Raw genomic sequence first — 21578 nt, forward strand, 5'->3', positions numbered from 1 at the left:
ACTATAAATAATAGAACTTATGAATAATTTTGACATATAAAGAAGGTGAACATCATAGCCTCAGTTAATAAAACACAACAATTCGCAAATTTAGTGCGTGCTTATAGAAAATCTTATATTGGTAAAGGTCCTGAAAATATCAAAGTTTTCTTTAAGGATAATTGGGCTATATGTCACATGACTGGAAGTTTAAGTAAAGTCGAAAATTTCTATTTGCAAAATAAGGATTTTACGAGTATGCTTAAACAAGGACGTACAGAAGAAATTAAAGATTTATACAAACGTCAACCTCCAAAAGAAATGGAAGAACTTGTTGGCGCTAAATTTGTAAAACTTTTTACTGACGTTGATTTAGAAAGTGACGAGGTCATTTCAATATTTGTTTTTGATCAACCAATTGAAGAGTAATCCTTCAATTTTATATACGATACATAATTTAATAATATTCAACATTAAAGAAAGATAATTATAATTGTCTTAACTTTTTTGGGATTGGTGTAAGGTACTCGGTGCTGTTTGCTAACCCACTTTATTGAATACATTGTTTAATTCAAGGAGGTGGTCCAGGCAAAGAAGCATCGAGTATTTTTTTAACGTTATAAGTGCTCTCAACATTGAATTACTAGAATGGTAAAACTAGAAAAATTCTTATAGGAGTGTATATTTATGAAAATAGTAGCATTATTCCCAGAAACTGAGAAAGGTTTAGACAATCAATTATTAAATACTGAGAAAGCAATTGGTCTTAGAGATTTCTTAAAAGATACTGAACATGAATTAGTTATTTTAAAAAATGGTGAAGGAGATTTAGACAAACATTTAAATGATATGGACATCGTAATCAGCGCACCATTCTACCCTGCTTATATGAGCAAAGAACGTATTGAAAAAGCACCAAACTTAAAATTAGCAATTACTGCAGGTGTCGGTTCTGACCACGTTGATTTAGAAGCAGCTAGTCAACATGATGTTGGTGTTGTAGAAGTAACAGGCAGTAACACTGTCAGCGTTGCTGAACACGCAGTTATGGACTTACTAATTGTATTACGTAATTTCATGGAAGGTCACCGTCAATCAGTTGAAGGTGAATGGGATTTATCTAAAGTAGGTAACCAAGCACGTGAATTACAAAATAAAACAATTGGTATCTTTGGTTTCGGACGTATCGGTCAACTAGTAGCCGAACGCTTAAAACCTTTCAACGTAACAATCCAACACTATGATCCAATTAATCAAAAAGACAATGAAAACTCTAAATTCGTTGAATTTGATGAATTAATTAAAACAAGTGACGCTATCACAATTCATGCACCTCTTACACCTTCAACAGATAATTTATTTGATAAAGATGTATTAAGTAAAATGAAAGAAGGTAGCTACTTAGTTAATACAGCTCGCGGTAAAATCGTTAACACTGAAGCTTTAGCTGAAGCAGTTAAAAAAGGTCATATTCAAGGTTATGCAGGTGACGTTTGGTACCCACAACCAGCTCCAGCTGATCATCCTTGGAGAACTATGCCACGTAATGCGATGACTATTCATTATTCTGGTATGACTTTAGAATCTCAAGCACGTATTGAAGACGGTGTAAAAGATATCTTAAACCGCTTCTTTAACAACGAACCTTTCCAAGATAAAGACATCATCGTTTCTAGTGGTAAAATCTCAAGTGCTAGTTACACTGCTAAATAACAGCATTTATAAACGTTAAATTGATTAATCATTTGCATAACAAGGTGATTCCCTGTAGTCTTTTATGCTTAATTTGCTTAAACTTAATCCTAAAACTGTAAAACCCTAAAAATTAAAACGTAATTTATTAATATATATAATTAAAAATAAAAATTCAAGTTATAACTTATAGATGAGCCATAAATGTCATCATAAGCTTGAAAACTCAAAGTTAAAAGTTAAGCGTAGACGTAACTCTTTGAGAAACATTGATTCTTCCCCAATTCAAATCAATAGAATCAAAGATTTTCATCCTATAGCTGACTCGCAATCACTAAATTCTAATATATAAATGATTATATTGAATCATCAAACTTCCCTGTTAACTTGGTGATTTAATATAAAAAATTTCTCCCCTTAAACAAAGAGAGGAAGATGATACTCCCTGGTCATCTTCCTCTCTTATTTGCTTTTTTCTTATTTTTTCGTTGAACTTTTAAGACTTTAAACATAAATTTAGGTATACTTCTCATACGACCTATACGTTTCCAATCAATTAAGAGACGATATACCCATTCGATATTTAATCTGCGGAACAGTTTGGGTGCACGTTTCTTTGCACCACTAAACACTTCTAAAGAGCCGCCTACTCCCATCAATAGTGTGTGTTCAAATAAATGTTTATGCTTTTCAATCCACTGTTCTTGTAATGGAAAGCCCATTCCTACAAAAATATAATCAGGATCAAAACGTTTGATGCGTTTAACCACTGTCTCATCATTTAAATCTATATAACCATGATGATGCTCAAACTGAGCTTGAGGATATCTCTGTTGTAATTTCTCATGCGCTTTCTCAACAATTTCGTTGGTTGCACCTAATAAATATACTTTTTGGTGATTAGCGTGGGCTATCTTCATGCAATGATTCATTAATTCAATTCCTGGAATTCGTCGTTTCAATGGCGTTTTCAATCTATTTGAAGCTTTGACTATTCCTGTACCATCTGGAACAATATAATCCGCTTGATTAATTAATTGTCGATACGTGACATGTTCAGTAGCATAATCAACAATTTCAGGATTAGCCGTCACGATAAATAGATTTTCGCTTGTTTCTTCATGAAAAAAATTTTTTACATATTCAATCATATCAAGCATCGTTACATTATCGAAATGTACGCCTAAGATATCTACTTTTTGACTTTTTGTTTTTATTTGATCACGCATTTAAGTAATCTCCTTACTCTCCAAACAATTTTGTATTCATATATTATATGAGAATTTAAAATATATGAACACTTTTTTCTTAACAATTTTTTTACAATCAGCCTCTTTAATTCATTCTTGGTTTTACTCAAATCTTAAACGCTTTTTTCTAGTCCACTTTTAAAATAGGGCTAAAGTCTAAACGCTAAACTATAATATTTAACTTATAATAGATATTACAGATATGAAGTAAACGAGGTTGATTATGCTTTATTTAAAAAATTTTTTTACTACGACGTTTAACTTAAATATTTATTTAATCGTTATTATAGCCATTCTCTATATTTTTATCCATCATAATAGGCAACATACGATCAATCAATATTTAGATATTTATTTCAACTATATCCCTGTCTTAACACATGAATTTGGTCACGTCTTATTTAATAAAATCAGTGGCGGGAAAGCAAAAGATTTAGTAATAGTGGTGCGTCCAAGTGAACGTCTACAAACTATGCAACAAGGTTATGCGATTACGCAATCAAAGCATTTAGTTGGTCAATGTATCACTACTTTAGGAGGTTATGTTATGCCTCCAATCATGCTTTTAATCGGCTTAAGTGCAGCGCATTATAACCACCCTAGCCTATTCTTAACCACTTATATCTTTATTTTTATCTATTATTTATTTTTGACTTCTAGAAAAGTTTCACCAATTATCGTACTCATCATATTAGGTACACTTTTATACTTTTTAATACAACATGATAACCAAGCATTACTATATTATGTTGTACTATTGAGTTATCATATGATATTAGGCCTTTTACTAGGCGAAGTTTTACAATCAAGTTGGACAATTTTTAATCTTACTTTTCAAAAGCCAGCGCCAAGCTGGGATGGTCGCACTTTAACAACAATGACCCACATCCCAACTATCCTATTTAGCATATTATGGATAGCGATTAATTGTTTCTCACTATATTTAATGTTCAAATTCACGTTTTAGAAATTCGAATTTAATAACAAAAAATCTCCGATAAGCAGTGATTAAACGCTTATCGGAGTTAAATTTATAATTTAAACGATTCATTATTACCCTTACTCTTACACATGCTCTGCAAAGATATTCATCGCATTATCGTAACTTAAAATCGTCACAGTCTCATTGTGCTTAACAATAATGACTTTATTAGTTTCATCCTTAGTAACAATTTCAACTTCATTGCCAATTGAAATATCCTTGCTTGAAAGATAAATCAGTAATTCTGTTTTATCACGCACACGTTTAATATAAACGCGATCGCCAGGTTCAAATTCAAGTAATGAGGTAGTAAATTTTTCATTAAAATGATGATCACGCGGAATGATACCACCGTGAGGACATGTTTCAGGATAATCTAGTATCTTATCCAATCTTTCGACAAATAAATCAGAAACACGATGTTCTAATATTTCCGCTTCTTGATGCACTTCTTCCCAATTATATTGTAAAACTTCTATTAAAAATAGCTCCAACAGACGATGTCGCTTAATGATATCTAACGTATGCTTCAAGCCTTCATCCGACAACTTCACACCTTTATAATGTTTCGTTTCGACGTAACCAGCCTTTTCCAAACGCCCTACCATTTCACTAACTGAAGGAGGCTTAATATTTAAATACTGAGACAATTTCTTATTTGAAACAAATGAGTGATCACCATCATTCGCTAATATCGCTTTCAAATAATCCTCTTTCTCTTCAGTTAACATTATTTCACCTCACCTAAGCATTCACCTTATTGTATCACGAATTGCCCGCAAATGTTATTGCCTCACATTTTTGAAAAGGCAGTCCCCAATAGCTAAAGATAATGATATAGAAACGTATAGCGTCCTACCTTTTCAGAGAAAAAAATAAATCCCTAATGCAAGATACATTAGGGATTCTGGATACAACACCATTCTAATCCGTCAAGCTATCCACGATAACCATCTCATCATAGTTAATCGCTTCTCTTAACTTCAATGCTGTACTTTCGGTAATTTCATCGTCATTCACTAAATCAGTTAAGATACGACGTTGTTCTCTTAAAGCATTGAGTTTAATCTTCGTAATTGAATCTTCGGCACGCGTGTTGAAGAAGTTAGCTGGAGAAAGGTTATCAATTCTCATGAGATAACCATCACAAATCATTCCAACCTCTAATTTATTATCTTCGTTCGCTTCATCTACTAAACGACTCACGACATTATAATGGACAATTTTATTAATCTTTGAAAGTTCCATTAAGTTTTCCGTTACGCTTAATGATGAAGCAGCATTTGTACGCGTACGAATATGACGTTTTAAAAGCCATGCTCTTAAGCCGACAATAATACGACGAATGAGTGATGCTTGTCGATACACTTGTGTTCTTTCAGCATATCTCATATAGTTTTCCAACATACTTTTAGTGATATCGCCTTGATCTGCAAGGTCTTTAAGTGTTTTATTCTCAACTTTAAACGCTATACTTTGTAAACGTTCAAGCTCTTTAGAGTTCTCATCATCTTTCTCCACAGATTTCAAGAACGTCAATTTATCATGATATTCTTTGATCACGTTACCATAACGATAACTTGTTTCGAATGTAGAATGATGATTTAAATAATCAATCACATGTTCAAGAATATATATTCTGGCCTCTTTAAAGTTCATACTTCCAATTTTGGCTTTAGGTGCAGAGGCTGTAACAAACGGCAAGACAACTTGCGCTATAACTAGACTTATAATGACCATTCCTGACGAAATAAATAATAAGTCGTTACGGTAGGTAAACGCATGATGATTCGCTAAATAATATGGTAACGTCAATGCGATGGCTAATGAAATAGTTCCGTGTACACCACATAGCGTCATAATTAGCGCATACATACTACGTTTAGGCGGTTTCTCTTTTTTCTTATCCTCGCCTTCATCGTTCATCATTTTTTGAAAAGGGCTGACCGATAAATAAAACGATGGATAGAGGACATACACCCAAATAAATCTAAATAGATATACAGCTAAAGCAACTAAAGCAGTAATAATCATTAAGAATAATAAATTATGTGGTTCAGTTTTTACAATATTGCCAATTACTTCTGGCACTAAAAATCCTAATATTGAAAAAACAAAACCATTTAACGCATAACCTAGAATATTCCATGTATGGTTATAACTCATTTGAAGACGCGTACGTGTTTGCGCGATACGATCACGCTCAAAACCATGTACCAAACCAGCAACTACGGCTGCAATGATACCTGACGCGTGAAACATTTCAGCTACGAGATATGTTACAAATGGTGTAAGTAATTGAAGGAAAGTAAACATATTGATATTTTCAATACCACGTCTTGTAAGCGTTAATCGGAATCGCACTAATGCAATACCAATAAGTAAACCAACAATGGCGCCTCCTATAGAAGCAATCAAGAATTGTTGCACCGCTTCAACTAAAGAAAACGCTCCAGTAATTAACACACCTACAGCGATTTTAAAAGATATGATACCGGCAGCATCATTTAATAATGACTCACCTTCTAAAATCGTCATAGCACCTTTAGGTAACACTTTACCTCGTGTAATGGCTTGTACTGCTACCGCATCTGTTGGACATAAAATAGCAGCTATAGCAAACGCTGCACCTATAGGTAAATCTGACCAAATCCAATGAACAAATAATCCAACGCCAATAACTGTAGTAATAACTAGACCTAACGCCATCAACATAACAGGTTTAAGATATCGACGTAAATGGACTCTAGAAACGTTAACGCCCTCAACGAATAATAAAGGCGCGATTGTGGCTACCATGAAGAGTTCAGAATCGAAGTTAAATTCCACAGGTACTGGTAATAAAAAGAGGAGCATGCCCAAAGCAATTTGGATAAATGCCAGAGGTACTTTAGGTAAAAAAGTATGAACAAAGGAGCTTATAATCACTACAGCCAGAAATATTAGAATCGTTTCAAATATTTCCAAACTTTCACCCCATTATTTTCTTTTTGAATTAGAGAAATAAGATCTGCTTAGTAATGTTTTTATGTCTAATTATATCCACAAATGATTCATCTTAAACTCTTAATCAGTTAATTATAATTTTACCATTATTCTGATTATGATTTAACTAACTTGCACTATTGCTTATATAAAAGAAATTAAATTGCTAGCATTATATAAAATATTTGTTTTATTGCTTATTTATTAGAATAAATGATAAACCCCCACCCTATAGAACATTAAATAGTGTGGGGATTTTAAACATTAGCTATATTAAGATGAATGCATGTACTATCATTCTTCTAAGTCTTTTTCTGCTTCTTCTATAAATTTTTTATTTTCTTCTATTTGTTTTTTTCGGTTCTCTTCATCTTCTATTTCTCTTTGTTTTTTTATATCGTAATAAATTTGTTCACGTTTCTCTTCGCGTCGTTTCGCTCTACTTTCTAACTCTTCTTTAGTGTTAAACTCATTCGAACTTAATAAAATAGCTGATTCTCTAGGAACATCATCTTTGCGATACATATAAGCCCCTGTACGATAAGCTGCTCTAGCTACAAGGTGCATGCCTACCGGAGAAGTTAAATTGATAAAGACTATTGAAAGTAATAATCGCACGCTAAAGAAACTTTGTGAATGAATAAAATAGATTAATACGCCTATCAGTGTTAATAATACAGATAAAGTCGAGCTTTTAGTAGAAGCATGACTTCGTAAAAAAACATCTTGAAATTTGACTATTCCAATCGCACTAATCACTGCAATGATACTTCCTAGAAAAATAAGGATAGCGGCGATTAATTCAACGATTTCGTTTATTTGTTCCATTGAATACTCGACCTCCTCCTATAAATCTAGAAATTGAGACTGAACTTACAAAGGATATTATCGCAATTAACATAATTGAATCTAGATAAGATACCGTATCGTATATCACGCTAATGATACCTACTATACACATAATTACAGCACTCGAAGCATCAAAGGCTACCACTCTATCTGCCGTTGTAGGTCCTTTAATTAAACGGAAGAGCCCAATTAAAAATGCTATACCAAATAACACTAGTGCACTTGTTGTAAAGAAATTGATGAGTGACTCAATCATTGTGTCACCTCCAGAATCAAGTTTTCATATTGCTTGATATTTTTCAATAAACTTTCTTTTTCCTTTTCAGAAACATCAATACTGTGAATGAAAAATTTATTTGTCTCTTTTGAAATTCTAATCACTGTAGATCCAGGCGTAATAATAATTAAGATAGTTAAAAATGTAATGGACCAATCATTTTTAAGGGTGGTTTCATACGTTAAGAGACCGGGATTCATATCCTTCGTTTTAAAAAGAATGTAATTAATAATACTAAGACTAGATGTAATTAATTGGTATAAATAAACCGCTAAAAACTTAATTACGACCCATATCTTTGTAGGGTAAAATTCTTGGTTAAAGAAACGGTGAAGAATATATATAACTACTAAGCCAATCACATAGCCAGATACAAAGGTAGAGAATAAAAATGAATGTTCATCTTGAAAGAGCACCCATAGAAACGCAATTAAAATATTTAAAACGATTTGTCTCATTTATTCTCCTCCTTTAAATGTGTATTGACTAAATTATGGAAATAATGATCATCTATATTTAATTTAGTAGCCTTCTCTGTTGCTTTCATCACAACTGGTGCAGCGATACCCATTGCTAATACGACGGCAGTGAGAACACCTAGAATACTTTTACGATGCATTGGTAATGGATTGAAATCAACTTGTTCACCATCGTTATCTCCAAAGTACATAATGAATAAAATTCTAAAGAGACTATACATGGCAAGTAAGCTAGTAATAATCATTAAAGTTAAGCCAATATAATTGCCATTTTGAACTGCTCCTTGGAAGATAAGAACTTTTCCTGGGAAACCACTAAATGGAGGAACGCCACCAATCGCGAAGATCATTACGATGAAGGCAACCCCGTAGAAGGGTTCTTTTTTAGCTAGTCCATTTAAATATCGATATTCTCGGTAACCTGACATATAAACTAAACTACCAATGATAAAGAACAGCATTGTTTTAACAATAATGTCATTTGCTAAATAGAAGATAGCGCCATGAACCCCAGCAAATGTGTGGGAGCCTAATCCTAAAATGACAAAACCAATAGATAAAATAACTTGGTAAGATGCCACTTTTTTAATATCTCGATAAGCAATAACGCCAACTGCGCCAATAATCATTGTAATGCATGATAGAAATACGAGTAATGGATGCGTAACACCAGTGTGTTGATCAAATAGTAAAGTGAAGAAGCGGATTAACGCATAAGCCCCTACTTTTGTCATTAAAGCTGCAAATAAGGCCGCAAGCTCTGTATTTAAAACAGCATACGCTTTAGGTAACCACATAAAGAGTACTAAAGCTGCTTTAGAACCAAAGGCTACGATAAATACAATGGATACAATAATAATCGTCTTATTATCTTGAATTTGATCTAAACGTAAGGCAATGTGAGAAAAATTTAATGTACCAACTACTTTATATAGTAAGCCGATACCCAATAAGAATAACCATGAGCCAATGATATTTAATACCACATAAATAATCGCAGCACGTAATTGTTCTACTGACTGTCCAAGAGTTACTAATACGAACGACGCAAGTAACATAATTTCAAACATGACGTATAGATTAAATAAATCTGAAGTTAAGAAAGAACCGATGACACCTACTGTTAAGAATAAGATAAAAGAAGGCATATAAAATCGATTAACACGTCGTTCACCGCGTCCAAACCCATATGACATAATTAATGTCACTACAAAGGACGCTACTGTAGTCATTAATAGACCAAGTGAATCTCCTAAAAATTGTATGCCAAATGGCGCTGGCCAATCGCCAAAGTTTAATGTAATTGGTTTATGATTTAATACATAAATAAGTAAAATAAGAGAAATAATTGTATTAAGTGACATTGTGCCAATATATAAAACCTTTGATAAGGTGTTTTTATCTTTCGTAAATACAAGTACTAGCGCACATAAAAGAGGTAGTAAAATTGGGAGAACTAAAATATTACTGTTCATGCTTCTCCTCCTCTCCTCTTAATACTTCAATATTCGCCTCTTTCGTCACACGATATGTTCGATAAATTAATACTAATAGAAAGGCGGTCATCGCAAATCCAATAACGATAGCTGTTAACACAATCGCTTGTAATAATGGATCTACAAAATTTTGATTTGAGCTATGAATTAATGGTTCAACCATCTTATTGCTATAATGACCCATACTCATAATAATTAAATTACCTGCATGAGTATAAATTGAAATACCGATAACAATACGTATTAAATTTAAAGATAGAATCATGTATGTTCCTATAAATACTAAGAATCCTATCACAAAAAGTAAAATTAAATTCATGAATTACCACCACTCAATGACAACATTACTGTGACAATAACGCCTACTACTGTAAGTAAGACGCCTCCTTCAAAAAGCGTGACCGTAGTCACATGAAGTTCGCCAAAGATAGGTAAAGGAATATGAGCTTCACTTTGATATAAGAAAGATTTACCAAAAAAGATAGGAACAACTGCTGTTAATATTGATATGAAGGAGCCAATAATCATTAACTTCTTAAAATCAATCGGCAAGCTTTCTAACACTTCATTCACATCGAAAGCTAAAAACATTAAGATGAATGCTGAACTAAATACAAGCCCGCCAATGAAGCCTCCACCTGGATTATTATGTCCTGCAAAGAACAAATAAAATCCAAATGTAAGTAAAATAAAAACAACAATTTTAGTGACTGTTTTTAAGACAATATCATTTTCTCTCATCTTGGCCCCTCCAATCTTTATAAGTTAATAATGTGTAGATCCCTAAACCAACAATAATTAATACAAGACTTTCAAACATTGTATCTAATGCTCTAAAGTCACCTAAAATGGCATTAACAATATTCTTACCACCTGTTAATTTATAAGCATCCGTATAATATTTAGAAATAGTTTCTAGTCCATCACCTTGTTGAGCTATAAAGACTAATGTTACAACAGCACCTGCCATTATAAATGACACAATTATTTTTAAACTTTCTACTTTTATGTTACTTGTTCTACGAGAAATGTTCGGTAAACGCGAGAAACTGACAATAAAGAGTATTGTCGTAATTGTTTCAACTACTAATTGTGTTAATGCTAAGTCTGGCGCGCGCATCACTATAAAGAATAATGCCACAGAGTAACCAATGATTCCATTTAATATAACCATTGTTAAACGTTGTCGAATAAATACTAACGCCACGCCTACAATGCTTACCATAATCGCTAAAATAACCTCTAAAGGACCGAAGTCAGTAACTTGAATTTGATGTAATTTTGGCAAACCAACTTGCATAATGCCATAAGCTACTAATATCGCAAAAATTAAGAGTGTAATGCTATTGTAGTGATTTAAGCGGTTATTCATTAAACGTCGAATACCTTGTCCTGAGTAATTTTCAAACCCGCGATAAGCTTTGCGATATGAATTTGTAATTGACGCATATTTTACAACACGGTGTGTTAAATGTTTCCAATCAATTTTCAGAGCTAAAATAAGTCCTACCGCGATAACAATCATGCTAAATATTAATGGTAAGTTAAAGCCATGCCATTGAGAAACATGCGGTGCTAGTCTATCTACATTAGTACCTAAATACGTAACATTGCGTAATGCTGGTAAAACAATGTGATGTGTAAAGAAATTAGGCACAAAGAAAATAATCGGTAACATAACCATTAAAATCATTGCTGGTAAGCTAAATAACCAAGGCTCATGAATATGTTTCTTTGGCACTTCTTTTTCTTCAAATTCGCCCCAATATGTTTCTTTTAACATGTAAACCGCATAAACAAATGTAAAAATACTAGCAATTACGCCTAAAGCCACTACTAAAATAGTTAAGGTTAAACCAAATTGCTGTAACTTAATCGCTTTAACTAATGAATCAAAGAACATTTCTTTACTCAAGAAACCATTTAAAAATGGTACGCCTGCCATTGATAAAGCAGCTAAAGTCATTGCTAAATTCATTTTAGGGAAATATTTACGCATACCATTTAGGCGACGAATATCTCTTGTACCTGCCTCATGATCTATAATTCCTACACCCATAAATAAAGCACATTTAAATAAAGCATGATTCATTAAATGGAATAAACCAGCAAACAAAATGAGCGTATATGTCTCTGCCATAGGTCCAGAAGAATGTTGGGCAATACCGCCTCCTAAACCAACCATAGACATAATCATACCGAGTTGACTGATTGTGGAATACGCTAATATTCCTTTTAAATCATATTGTCTTAAAGCTGTAATCGATCCAAACATCATTGTAATAAGTCCTACGAACGTTACAGTATAAATGTAACTATCACTTAAACCTAATATTGGCGTAAATCTGAATAATAGAAAGATACCTGCTTTAACCATTGTGGCTGAGTGTAGATACGCACTTACTGGTGTAGGAGCAGCCATTGCTTTCGGTAACCAAATGTGAAATGGAAATTGCGCTGATTTTGTAAAAGCGCCTATTAGCAACATCATCATCATTGGTACAAATAAAGCATGTTCGCTTATTTGATGTCTTTGTGCTAACAATTCAGAAATTGTATTAGTGCCGGTAATAATATAAAGCATAATAAAGCCTGTTAATAAGGCTAAACCACCTAATACAGTAATCATGAATGATTGAATCGCACCTAATTGACTATTGGGATTGCTATACCAATATGAAATTAATAGGAACGAAGATACACTCGTTAATTCCCAAAAAACATACATTAGGATAGTATTGTTAGAAATCACAATACCTAACATACTAAACATGAATAAGAGTAAATATAAGAAGAAACGTGGCAAATTATTACTGCTATCCGCCATATATTGTGTCGCGTAGAAAAATACAGCAACACCAATAATAGAAATGATTAATCCAAACATGAGTCCAAGGCCATCTAACCTCAAATCGAAATTAACATCAATAACAGACATCCAAGGGATTTTAAATGTAATAAATTTTTGATGCATCACATTAGGAATTTGGGAAAGAAAATAAACAGAAGCGATAATTGGTGCAAGTAGTGATATGTAACTTGAGTAGCGTCTAAGAGGCTTAATAAATACCGTTACTAAGACCAATCCCATTACTAAGATGAGACTTCCTAGTAAATAAACCAAGCTCATCAAATACCTCCTTTATTAATATATTATAAGTTCAAAGCAATGATTGTATGATGTTCTTCTTTAGAAGAGAGTCCTATAAATTTCACTGTTTCCTGTGTAGTTTGATGACCTAAATATTTTTGTATGATTGCAATAGAAATACCCGATTTATAAGCATGGTAAGCAAATGTTTTACGTAAAGTCGTTAAACCAATATGTAACAAACCTAATTCTTCTGCCGCGTGATGAATAATACGGTAAGCTTGTTGTCTTGATAACTCTTTATGCGTACGCAACGATTGGAACAAAAGTTGATCATAAGTAAGGTGATTAGCTTCAATATACGCTTTCACTTCCGAACGCAAATCCTCAGGTAACATAATTTTAATAGACGGCGCACATTGTTGAATCCATGATGAAACAATATCCTCATCGTCTCGTTTTAAAACCTCTTCTACTTTGAGATTTAATAAGTCCATTAACCGAATGCCTGTATGTATAGCTAATTTAAATAGTAAATAATCTCTTTCGGATTTTGCTTTTAACACTTGATACATCCTTTGAATATCTTCTTTATTTCTAATAGGTTCAACTTGATTCATTTGTTCACCTCTAATCGTTTAAGTTTCTTATTTAATGATAAATCATATTTTAGTAACATTAAACCTTTTTGCTTAATTTTTTATTTTAGGGTGTCCCTTTTTTCAAAAAGATTCGATATATAAAGTGAAAGGAGGTGAACCACTCATGAATGAAGTATCTCAATTAACTGTTGTTTGTACACATATTTATCATGACGAAAACGGTAAAGCTAAAGAAACAAAACGTCGCTTTACAAACTTAAACACGAGCGCTACTGAATCAGACATCAAAGCATTCGCTGATACTATTTCTAATTTAATCGGAGAAGTCTTTGATAAAGTCGAAGTAGTCAAAACACAAGTTGTAGCTTAATTAAGCACCTTTCAGTATCGCTAACACTTATGTAGAACATTAATTATTTAATAAGGAGGTATGTAGCATGTCTAAAACATTAGAGCTCATATTTAAAACGAATTTAAACAAATCCGCAAAATTACAATTCCCCAATATTAGTGTCGCTTCTGTCACTGAGGCTAGTGCTCAAAATGCCATGGAAAATATCCTAAAATTAAATATTTTAAAACCTACCACTGGCACACCTATCAAACCCGCTTCTGCTCAAATCGTAGACAAAACAACAACTGTTATTTTTGAAACAAAATAATTAAGTTGCATTTCCTAAATTCATAACATTTAACTGGACAGCTCAAGGTCGCTTTTAACTTTTTTTAAAATAGGCCTTGAGTTGTTTATTTTATTGTTATTGTGTGGCCTCAGGATGTCCCAAGTGCCTCTACCGCTTTTGAAAATTCAACAGTAAATAAGTATAATAATAATGTTTCAAAAAATAGAAAGTTGAGGGAGCAAACATGATATTTTTATTTATTCTCGGTATCGTGGCAGGAATGATGGTCCCTATTCAAACGTCCATTAATTCCCGTTTAGGTAGATATACTGAATCATCATTTTATGCTTCTACCATTTCATTTTTCGTCGGTACTATATTTTTATTCATCTTAAACGTAATATTTAACACCCAAATGTTTACGTCTTCATTCTACGCCGGGCACTCTTTTAACTATCATTGGTGGGTAGGTGGCCTATTAGGTGTATGTTTCTTAACAGGTAATTTATTATTGTTACCTCGTTTAGGTGCTGCTTTAACCGTAGTTATGACGGTAGCTGGTCAAATTATTATGGGCGTCGTCATTGATACATTCGGCTTATTAGGTGCAAGTCACCATACGTTCACGTTCTTTAAAGGTGTAGGCATCGTTATTTTATTTTTTGGTATTTTGTTAATGAACTATATACCTAAAAGTAAATTAGAAGATAAGGTAAACCCTACATTTTATTTATGGCTTGTAGCTGGATTTGTTTTTGGATTTGCTCCTCCCTTGCAAACTACAATTAATAGTGGGCTTTCTCAACAAATGGGTTCTTCTTTATTTGCATCGCTAGTTTCATTTTCGGTGGGAACTTTAGCACTATTCATTCTTACGTTAATCTTTAACCGTAGCTTGAAAATTAAGACTAGCCAACCCAACATAGGTAAAATCAAACCTGTTTACTTTATTGGTGGTATCTTAGGTGTAGTATTTGTTACCTCAAATATTATATTAATGCCATTTCTAGGCGCTGCTTTAACAACTATTGTAGCGATGCTTGGACAAATGTTAATGGGCGTGATTATTGATCATTTCGGTTTGGGTGTACCTAAGAATCGTATTACGTTACGCAAATTAATCGGCTTAATAGCCATTGCTATTGGTATTATTTTGTTACGCCTTTTTTAATTTTCAGCAAAAAATTAAAATTTACTATATGTGAAGTCTTCTTAATGAATAATTGAGAAGACTTTTTTATTTATCATTATTTAGTAGCTATATTCTGGGGTTTCGTGATGTATAATTGAAACACAACAACTTAATAGAGGTGACTTATTTGAAAAAACTTTTTACTCCCCTATCTATCCTATCCACAATCCTTTTTCTTCTTATCGCTAGCTTTGGGTACTATATTTATACGAAAGTTCCTAAACAGCCAAATCTTTCAAAGTTAGAGACGATAAAGGCCAAACCTCAAACCATACTTACTTTTAGTGGTATTCAACAAGCTGAACAAACCTACACCGTATACTACACTCCTAAACTAGGCACTATCTCTGATATTTTAGTGAAAAATGAAGCAACCATCACTCCACAAACGCCATTACTCGAATACTATAATCCCAACATTGAAAAATTAATTACAGCTAAAAAGAAAACATTATCTTCTTTACAACAACGTCAAACAGACATTAAAATGCCTCCTCAACAACAATATGAATTAACTAACCAAATTCAAGAATTACAAAGTCGTCTTCGTACTCAAATATTTTCTCCTATCAAAGGCAAAGTCACGCTACTCACTGAATTTCCTTCAAAACCCCAAACTAAAATCATGGTTATTAATAACGACAGACGTGTGATTCGTGCTATAGTAAACGAATCTCAATTAAAACAATTAAAAATCAAACAAAATGTTAACGTTACCTCGAACCATTCAAAATTATTTACTGGAAATATTCGGTATATCTCTCCAGTCCCTTCAAAAATCACCAAAAAAGAATCTTTCTATCGAGTTGATATTTCTTCAGATGATCAATATCCAATCGGACGCCATTTTGATATAGATATCGGCAGTGCATATTTCGAATTACCAAAATCCGTAATTTATAAAGACCATTTTATTTTGATTACACACAATAATAAAATTATTAAAAGAAGTATTAAATATATTAAAAGTCAAAAAAGTGGGTATATTATGGTATCCAATGGAATAAATTTTGGCGATAAAATTATTGTGCACCCTACGTCATCACTTTTACAAAATGATAAGTGATATTTTTTATAACTTAATATTCAGACAATTTTTTATTTAATAGAGAGTAACAATAATTGTCCATAATTAATTGGTTATAAAAATTTGCTTGTTTTTCTAAACAAAGTATTAAATAATCAAAATATTGTTTTATTAAGTACTTTTTCGTTTACTTCTTAATTTTATTTAGTTATAATTAACTAAATAATATAGCATTAAATTAATTTATCAAAATTTATTTAATCTAAATTATTAAAAGTATTTTAACGATTAAATGACGTTATATATAGATTTAACGGGCGCACTCATTATATAGAGGACATTAGTTGGGGAGGTTTCCATATGGCTATTTCAAAAATAAACGATTGTTTCGAATTATTAGCGATGATTACTTACGCTGATAAATTAAAAAGTATAATTAAAAAAGAATTCTCAATTAGTTTTGAAGAATTTGCGGTTTTAACTTATATTAGTCAAAGCAAAGAAGACGAGTATTATTTGAAAGATATTATTAATCACTTAAACTATAAACAACCACAAGTAGTTAAAGCTGTTAAAAACTTATCTCAAGAAGATTATTTCGATAAAAAACGTAACGAGCATGATGAAAGAACTGTTTTAATTCTTGTAAATGCAACACAACGTAAAAAAATTGATGACTTATTAAATAAAGTAAACAATCGTATAGAAGAAGCTAACAAAGAAACAGATTTATAGTTTAGTTTCTTTAGGGCCGCATAAAAATTGTCCACACAGTTTTCGACTATGTGGACTTTTTTTATGCACAATTTTCTGTAATGCTGACATATTTAACTTTCTTTTTCATAAAAATAAACTATACACAATGATGTCAAGTTGGTATAGTTTATAAAATATAAGTAAGTATTAATCATTTTGGTGTGTAATATGTTCTACATTTTTCAAAAATTCTAAATAAATAGAGAGAAATCTATCTGCCTCTTCTACATAAGGAGCATGGCCTGATGATTCAAATAAAACTTTCTCAACGTGTTGAAAACGCTCTTCTAATTTATAATGTTCTTTATCCTCAATGATTGGATCGTATCGGCCATTAATAATAAGTGTTGGGACTCTGACTGATCGCGTGAACTCTCTATTTGCATTGACTGTATCTAAAAGCGCTCGACTAGCTACTGCGCTATCTTCTGAACATGGTTTACTATATAAGCGTTGGCGCTGAAACCACTTCATTGCTTCTTTCTGTTCTTTATAAATATAAGGAAATAATAATAATAGCGCTTCAGATTTATTAAATCCGGCAATTTCATCTTGGTGCTCAATCATTAATTTCGTAAAACCATGAACGATATCTTCTGCTTTTGAAGAAATAATTGTTAAAGATAAAACTTTATCTTCATGTTTCTCAGTAAACTCTCTGGCAATAATGCCTCCCATATCATGTCCTAAAATATGTGCATGTTGAATATTAAGTTTAGACATCAAAATATATAAATCTTTAACGTGATCCGCTAAATTATATGAATTAGGATGAGAAGATTTACCATGCCCTCTAACATCATAAGTAATCACTTTATATTGATCATGCAGTTGTTGCTTTAATTTATGAAAAGCAGCTAAATTACCGTCTAAACCATGAATTAAAATAATGGGAAGACCTTGCCCTTCTTCTTGATAAGCTATCTTCGTTCGGTTTAACGTTTCGATTTTCTTCATATTGGCACCTCCCTTATTTGTTACTATACCCAATTCAATAAAATTTACGCTATGAATGTAAATACTATTAATTCTTTATTTATTAAATAAATTTGGAAATAAAATTCAAAAAAACTCAAGTGTTGCGATACGTTAATAACACTTGAGTAATAAATAATACTATTAAATTTTCGTTCTTGAGGACAGTCGCACAGTATAAAATACAACTAATACAACAATAAGTATCCAAATAATTAATGAGGCTATTTGGGCTATTTCCGGTTTTGTTAGAACCGCATCTATTGTTTTTTGGCAAAATAATAAGCCAATGCCAGTGTATTCTATTTTTTTAATAAATAGTCCAGTTAAGCTAAAAATAATACCTACAAAAAAGACAAATTGATGACTATAAATAGTGATAGGAACGATGCCCCAAGTGAAATAAAATGCACGCATAATGATTAAAATCAGTGCAATGACTGCAACCCCATATCCAATAATAATTTCAAATCGATTGCTATAAAGGTATTTTTTCCTATCTATGCGAATGTTGATAAAAATAGTTATAGGCAGTATCACGATACAATAAAAAATTGAAATTGCTGTGGCTGCTTGAAATGGCACATATTGTTTATCATATAAATAAGAAATTAAAATGAAATTCATAATAAAAAAGATGACTGGATTTAATTGTAACCCAAAGAGGTTACGTTGAATGATTAAAATAATTTGAGCTGGTGATTTACCTCTATATTCCAAATAATCTTGATCTTTTGTTTCAGATTTTTTTAAATCTGTACGTAAATTTTCTTTTATGTCATCAATTAAATTAGGTGCCATACCTTTATGACTAAAATAATCATTAATATTTTCAAGTAACACTTTATCGTTAGTTCTCATGAGTTACTCCTTTGTTAGACTGCTAGTAATTTTCTTACTGAATAAGAAATAAGATTCAACTTTCTTTATCTCAATCATAATTGAATGATTCAATTAGAAATTTTATCATACATTTGTGCAATTTTCTTGTATATATCAAGTTCATTTAGATGTGATTTCATGAAATCTCGTTTACAAGACTAGTGCTATTTATATATGTAAAAAGCGACAATTCCTACATTATTTAATAGAAATTATCGCTTTACTTTATTACCAACATTTAATTTGTAAGTATGCCTTATCCATACTATGATGGCTTTTTATTATTGAGTAACATCAATTCGGTATAATTTTAAGACTTTATCTTTTGGACCGTTTGAACCGAATTGATAGCTTGTATTACCTTTTTGAATGTAACCGAAGTTACCACTTACTTTGTTATATTGAGCGCGTGTAATCGCATTTTGACCAACGCTTTGTTTAACTTGATTATAAGTTGGGCCATTTGCTGCATTATAAGTCATAGAAATTCTTGTCACGTAGCCTTGGTTTTGTTTGCCTTTAGCTGTTACTACAATTAAACCTTTAGCAGTACGATATTCGTAATAACCTTCGTTAGTATTTGGATTTTTAGAATAGATCGGAGTGCCATATTTATTATTTACATTTTTAATTGATTCACCAATTGTGATATTCTCTAATGATTTTTGTCCTTGAGTTAATTGTTGAACTGTTTGAATTGAATTTCCGCTAGCTGCTTCAGCGTGGTTAACGCCTACTCCTGTCATTACTAGTCCTGAAACTAAAAATGCCGCTACTAATTTTTTCATAAGCACTCTCTCTCCTTTATCTTATTCTTATCTTGTGCTTACTCATAGTATACCCCAATTATTACCAAAATAACACTATTATTACAGATTTATTACAAATTTTTTCATTTTTTGTAACAACTAATTTTTAGACTATATAAATCATCAAACTTTTAGCGTTTAGGCATACTTTCTTTAATAAATGGTACAACCTCTTCAACAAATTTTTCTTGTTCTTCTTCAAAAGGATACAGACTTGATTCAGTAAATACATCAAAACGCGCGTCACCAATTAAGTCTGCAACTTCTTTTGACTCAATAGTAGTCACACGTTCCCCATATTCACTGGCAACAATAAATGTCGGTTTCGTCAAGTGTTCAAATACATCGCCAATTCCTTCTTGTTTGAAGACATCTTCAACCGCTTGCGTTTCTTCTTTAGTAGAAATTGCATTCGTATCTTCCACATGTTTTAAAAATTTATTAACTTTACGTGGTTTATAATATCTGCGTTTTTCTAAGAATTTATCTTGTTTTTCGTCATCCCAGTTACGAATTTTATGTGCATATTTTCTAAATAAGCGCTCTTCTGGTAACTCTCCCTCAATTGAAGTTGGTGTCACTAGCACTACTGAAGAAACGTAATCTTTATAACGATTAGCTAAATCAGCCACAATATTAGCACCCATTTCATGTCCAATAAATGCTGCTTCATCTATATATAAGTAATCTAATAATAGAATAATATCATCTGCAAATTCATTAAATTTAATTTGTCTAGGTTTGTCTGAATACCCGTGTCCTCTTAAATCCAATAATACTACTTGAAATGATTTCGCGAGTTCTTTTGCTACATTTTGAAAAATTGAAGCATTCTCATATGCAGTATGTACTAATACTACCGGATAACCTTCTCCCATCGTATTATAATTTAGAGAAAGTCCTCCTCTTCTAGTAAATAAATCCATCTTAGTTATCTCCTTTCTGTGTTATATCAATCGGTAAGATAGATAATAATTCTTCAACTGTTGTAATAATATAATCTACCTCTTCTTCAAGAGGTTCTAAGTCATCATCGTCATGTTTAAACCATACACTTACCATACCCATTGCACGGGCTGGTGCAACATCATTTAATGCATCATCGCCGACGTACATGATTTCTTCTGGTAAAACGTCTAATTGATCAATCATATCTTCGAATATACGGGGATGTGGCTTACGATATCCTACTGTTTCGGAAGTAGATAAATAATTAATAACGTGACCTATACCCAAAGAATGTAATCGAAATTGCTTAATTTTCGATTTCCCGTTTGCGATTACACCTAAAAGGTAGTTACTTTCAGACAATTTTTCCAACGTATAAAGTGTGTCATAGTATGGAAAGACATAACGATAAAAGTGCATTTCGAAATCGTGAAATAAATCTTTCCAAGTTAATCTATCAATGTGAAATTGTTTAATAATCGCTTTGTATAAATCAGGTTTATCGTTATCTTCATCATCATCTAATTCGATGAATTTCTTTTTAAAATCAGCAAGTTGAACATGTACGAAATAATCGTGAAAACGCTCATACTGCTCTTCAATAAATTTGTCTCTAGACTTTGTTCTATCTAATAAAGTACCCTCTAAGTCAAAGACAATCGCTTTTATATGACTTAAATCCAT

Annotated in this window: 24 protein-coding genes; 8 read left to right on the top strand and 16 right to left on the bottom strand. The window is 32.1% G+C overall.

Going from position 1 to position 21578, the window contains the following annotated elements:
* The first annotated feature begins 45 nt into the window (after nt 1-45).
* Both CD128_RS08865 and CD128_RS08870 read left to right on the top strand, forming a co-directional pair.
* Nucleotides 46-408 (top strand): Na-translocating system protein MpsC family protein, encoded by a 363-nt coding sequence (locus tag CD128_RS08865; protein ID WP_103329607.1) that lies wholly within the window; start codon nt 46-48, stop codon nt 406-408.
* Nucleotides 409-666: 258 nt separating this feature from the next.
* Complete coding sequence (locus CD128_RS08870; RefSeq protein ID WP_103329608.1) at nt 667-1692, top strand: NAD-dependent formate dehydrogenase; 1026 nt, start codon at nt 667-669, stop codon at nt 1690-1692.
* Nucleotides 1693-2120: 428 nt separating this feature from the next.
* Here the strand turns inward: CD128_RS08870 and tarA are convergent, their stop codons facing one another.
* Nucleotides 2121-2900 (bottom strand): N-acetylglucosaminyldiphosphoundecaprenol N-acetyl-beta-D-mannosaminyltransferase TarA, encoded by a 780-nt coding sequence (gene tarA, locus CD128_RS08875; protein ID WP_103329609.1) that lies wholly within the window; start codon nt 2898-2900, stop codon nt 2121-2123.
* Between the two features lie 244 nt (nt 2901-3144).
* Here tarA and CD128_RS08880 point away from each other — a divergent pair, with 244 nt between their 5' ends.
* On the top strand, nt 3145-3888 hold the full coding sequence (locus CD128_RS08880) for a M50 family metallopeptidase (RefSeq protein ID WP_103329610.1): 744 nt from the start codon (nt 3145-3147) through the stop codon (nt 3886-3888).
* Between the two features lie 98 nt (nt 3889-3986).
* On the opposite strand, the gene CD128_RS08885 is transcribed toward CD128_RS08880, so the two are convergent.
* From CD128_RS08885 to CD128_RS08930, 10 genes are all read right to left on the bottom strand, one after another.
* A complete protein-coding gene (locus tag CD128_RS08885) occupies nt 3987-4634 on the bottom strand; it encodes a metal-dependent transcriptional regulator (RefSeq protein ID WP_103298941.1) in 648 nt (215 codons plus the stop codon).
* 193 nt (nt 4635-4827) lie between these two features.
* Nucleotides 4828-6870: a cation:proton antiporter gene (locus CD128_RS08890; protein WP_103329611.1), complete on the bottom strand. Its 2043-nt coding sequence runs from the start codon at nt 6868-6870 to the stop codon at nt 4828-4830.
* A 312-nt stretch (nt 6871-7182) separates the two neighbouring features.
* Complete coding sequence (locus CD128_RS08895; RefSeq protein ID WP_103329612.1) at nt 7183-7716, bottom strand: Na+/H+ antiporter subunit G; 534 nt, start codon at nt 7714-7716, stop codon at nt 7183-7185.
* The gene (mnhF2, locus tag CD128_RS08900; RefSeq protein WP_103299089.1) at nt 7691-7993 is read right to left on the bottom strand and encodes a Na+/H+ antiporter Mnh2 subunit F; all 303 of its coding nucleotides are present in this window, start codon (nt 7991-7993) and stop codon (nt 7691-7693) included. Before mnhF2 ends, CD128_RS08895 begins: the two co-directional genes overlap by 26 nt.
* Entirely contained in the window at nt 7990-8472 is a 483-nt protein-coding gene (gene mnhE2 / locus CD128_RS08905; protein WP_103329613.1) for a Na+/H+ antiporter Mnh2 subunit E, read from the bottom strand. Before mnhE2 ends, mnhF2 begins: the two co-directional genes overlap by 4 nt.
* Nucleotides 8469-9968 carry a Na+/H+ antiporter Mnh2 subunit D gene (mnhD2, locus tag CD128_RS08910; protein ID WP_103329614.1) on the bottom strand — a complete coding sequence of 500 codons (1500 nt, stop codon included), beginning with the start codon at nt 9966-9968 and terminating at the stop codon, nt 8469-8471. Before mnhD2 ends, mnhE2 begins: the two co-directional genes overlap by 4 nt.
* Nucleotides 9958-10308 (bottom strand): Na+/H+ antiporter Mnh2 subunit C, encoded by a 351-nt coding sequence (mnhC2, locus tag CD128_RS08915; RefSeq protein ID WP_103329615.1) that lies wholly within the window; start codon nt 10306-10308, stop codon nt 9958-9960. Before mnhC2 ends, mnhD2 begins: the two co-directional genes overlap by 11 nt.
* Nucleotides 10305-10730 (bottom strand): Na+/H+ antiporter Mnh2 subunit B, encoded by a 426-nt coding sequence (mnhB2, locus tag CD128_RS08920; RefSeq protein ID WP_103329616.1) that lies wholly within the window; start codon nt 10728-10730, stop codon nt 10305-10307. Before mnhB2 ends, mnhC2 begins: the two co-directional genes overlap by 4 nt.
* Nucleotides 10717-13119: a DUF4040 family protein gene (locus CD128_RS08925; RefSeq protein ID WP_103329617.1), complete on the bottom strand. Its 2403-nt coding sequence runs from the start codon at nt 13117-13119 to the stop codon at nt 10717-10719. Before CD128_RS08925 ends, mnhB2 begins: the two co-directional genes overlap by 14 nt.
* A 23-nt stretch (nt 13120-13142) precedes the next feature.
* Complete coding sequence (locus tag CD128_RS08930; RefSeq protein WP_103329618.1) at nt 13143-13700, bottom strand: tyrosine-type recombinase/integrase; 558 nt, start codon at nt 13698-13700, stop codon at nt 13143-13145.
* A gap of 145 nt (nt 13701-13845) precedes the next feature.
* Here CD128_RS08930 and sroA point away from each other — a divergent pair, with 145 nt between their 5' ends.
* From sroA to sarA, 5 genes are all read left to right on the top strand, one after another.
* The gene (gene sroA / locus CD128_RS08935; RefSeq protein WP_103329619.1) at nt 13846-14052 is read left to right on the top strand and encodes a sigS mRNA-stabilizing protein SroA; all 207 of its coding nucleotides are present in this window, start codon (nt 13846-13848) and stop codon (nt 14050-14052) included.
* A gap of 67 nt (nt 14053-14119) precedes the next feature.
* On the top strand, nt 14120-14344 hold the full coding sequence (locus CD128_RS08940) for a DUF2922 domain-containing protein (protein ID WP_103329620.1): 225 nt from the start codon (nt 14120-14122) through the stop codon (nt 14342-14344).
* A gap of 205 nt (nt 14345-14549) precedes the next feature.
* Nucleotides 14550-15476: a DMT family transporter gene (locus tag CD128_RS08945; RefSeq protein WP_103329621.1), complete on the top strand. Its 927-nt coding sequence runs from the start codon at nt 14550-14552 to the stop codon at nt 15474-15476.
* A 148-nt stretch (nt 15477-15624) separates the two neighbouring features.
* Complete coding sequence (locus CD128_RS08950; RefSeq protein ID WP_103329622.1) at nt 15625-16563, top strand: HlyD family efflux transporter periplasmic adaptor subunit; 939 nt, start codon at nt 15625-15627, stop codon at nt 16561-16563.
* 321 nt (nt 16564-16884) lie between these two features.
* Nucleotides 16885-17259: a global transcriptional regulator SarA gene (gene sarA / locus CD128_RS08955; protein WP_103297334.1), complete on the top strand. Its 375-nt coding sequence runs from the start codon at nt 16885-16887 to the stop codon at nt 17257-17259.
* Between the two features lie 168 nt (nt 17260-17427).
* Here sarA and CD128_RS08960 read toward each other — a convergent pair whose 3' ends face one another.
* From CD128_RS08960 to CD128_RS08980, 5 genes are all read right to left on the bottom strand, one after another.
* Nucleotides 17428-18237 carry an alpha/beta fold hydrolase gene (locus tag CD128_RS08960; RefSeq protein ID WP_103329623.1) on the bottom strand — a complete coding sequence of 270 codons (810 nt, stop codon included), beginning with the start codon at nt 18235-18237 and terminating at the stop codon, nt 17428-17430.
* A 162-nt stretch (nt 18238-18399) separates the two neighbouring features.
* Complete coding sequence (locus CD128_RS08965) at nt 18400-19116, bottom strand: hypothetical protein (protein ID WP_103329624.1); 717 nt, start codon at nt 19114-19116, stop codon at nt 18400-18402.
* Between the two features lie 302 nt (nt 19117-19418).
* Nucleotides 19419-19925, bottom strand: coding sequence for an SA0570 family protein (locus CD128_RS08970; RefSeq protein WP_103329625.1), 507 nt, complete (start codon nt 19923-19925; stop codon nt 19419-19421).
* 152 nt (nt 19926-20077) lie between these two features.
* Nucleotides 20078-20872: an alpha/beta fold hydrolase gene (locus CD128_RS08975; RefSeq protein ID WP_103329626.1), complete on the bottom strand. Its 795-nt coding sequence runs from the start codon at nt 20870-20872 to the stop codon at nt 20078-20080.
* A gap of 1 nt (nt 20873) precedes the next feature.
* Nucleotides 20874-21578: an HAD family hydrolase gene (locus CD128_RS08980; RefSeq protein ID WP_103297329.1), complete on the bottom strand. Its 705-nt coding sequence runs from the start codon at nt 21576-21578 to the stop codon at nt 20874-20876.

Origin of the sequence: Staphylococcus croceilyticus (assembly GCF_002902575.1) — a bacterium.
GTDB lineage: Bacteria > Bacillota > Bacilli > Staphylococcales > Staphylococcaceae > Staphylococcus > Staphylococcus croceilyticus.

Excerpts from the sequence above, each read along its gene's own strand:
- CD128_RS08870 (WP_103329608.1), top strand. The coding sequence starts at position 667 with ATGAAAATAGTAGCATTATTCCCAGAAACTGAGAAAGGTTTAGACAAT.
- tarA (WP_103329609.1), bottom strand. The coding sequence starts at position 2,900 with ATGCGTGATCAAATAAAAACAAAAAGTCAAAAAGTAGATATCTTAGGC.
- CD128_RS08880 (WP_103329610.1), top strand. The coding sequence starts at position 3,145 with ATGCTTTATTTAAAAAATTTTTTTACTACGACGTTTAACTTAAATATT.
- CD128_RS08885 (WP_103298941.1), bottom strand. The coding sequence starts at position 4,634 with ATGTTAACTGAAGAGAAAGAGGATTATTTGAAAGCGATATTAGCGAAT.
- CD128_RS08895 (WP_103329612.1), bottom strand. The coding sequence starts at position 7,716 with ATGGAACAAATAAACGAAATCGTTGAATTAATCGCCGCTATCCTTATT.
- mnhF2 (WP_103299089.1), bottom strand. The coding sequence starts at position 7,993 with ATGATTGAGTCACTCATCAATTTCTTTACAACAAGTGCACTAGTGTTA.
- mnhE2 (WP_103329613.1), bottom strand. The coding sequence starts at position 8,472 with ATGAGACAAATCGTTTTAAATATTTTAATTGCGTTTCTATGGGTGCTC.
- mnhD2 (WP_103329614.1), bottom strand. The coding sequence starts at position 9,968 with ATGAACAGTAATATTTTAGTTCTCCCAATTTTACTACCTCTTTTATGT.
- mnhC2 (WP_103329615.1), bottom strand. The coding sequence starts at position 10,308 with ATGAATTTAATTTTACTTTTTGTGATAGGATTCTTAGTATTTATAGGA.
- mnhB2 (WP_103329616.1), bottom strand. The coding sequence starts at position 10,730 with ATGAGAGAAAATGATATTGTCTTAAAAACAGTCACTAAAATTGTTGTT.
- CD128_RS08925 (WP_103329617.1), bottom strand. The coding sequence starts at position 13,119 with ATGAGCTTGGTTTATTTACTAGGAAGTCTCATCTTAGTAATGGGATTG.
- CD128_RS08930 (WP_103329618.1), bottom strand. The coding sequence starts at position 13,700 with ATGAATCAAGTTGAACCTATTAGAAATAAAGAAGATATTCAAAGGATG.
- sroA (WP_103329619.1), top strand. The coding sequence starts at position 13,846 with ATGAATGAAGTATCTCAATTAACTGTTGTTTGTACACATATTTATCAT.
- CD128_RS08940 (WP_103329620.1), top strand. The coding sequence starts at position 14,120 with ATGTCTAAAACATTAGAGCTCATATTTAAAACGAATTTAAACAAATCC.
- CD128_RS08945 (WP_103329621.1), top strand. The coding sequence starts at position 14,550 with ATGATATTTTTATTTATTCTCGGTATCGTGGCAGGAATGATGGTCCCT.
- sarA (WP_103297334.1), top strand. The coding sequence starts at position 16,885 with ATGGCTATTTCAAAAATAAACGATTGTTTCGAATTATTAGCGATGATT.
- CD128_RS08960 (WP_103329623.1), bottom strand. The coding sequence starts at position 18,237 with ATGAAGAAAATCGAAACGTTAAACCGAACGAAGATAGCTTATCAAGAA.
- CD128_RS08965 (WP_103329624.1), bottom strand. The coding sequence starts at position 19,116 with ATGAGAACTAACGATAAAGTGTTACTTGAAAATATTAATGATTATTTT.
- CD128_RS08970 (WP_103329625.1), bottom strand. The coding sequence starts at position 19,925 with ATGAAAAAATTAGTAGCGGCATTTTTAGTTTCAGGACTAGTAATGACA.
- CD128_RS08975 (WP_103329626.1), bottom strand. The coding sequence starts at position 20,872 with ATGGATTTATTTACTAGAAGAGGAGGACTTTCTCTAAATTATAATACG.
- CD128_RS08980 (WP_103297329.1), bottom strand. The coding sequence starts at position 21,578 with ATGGATTTAAGTCATATAAAAGCGATTGTCTTTGACTTAGAGGGTACT.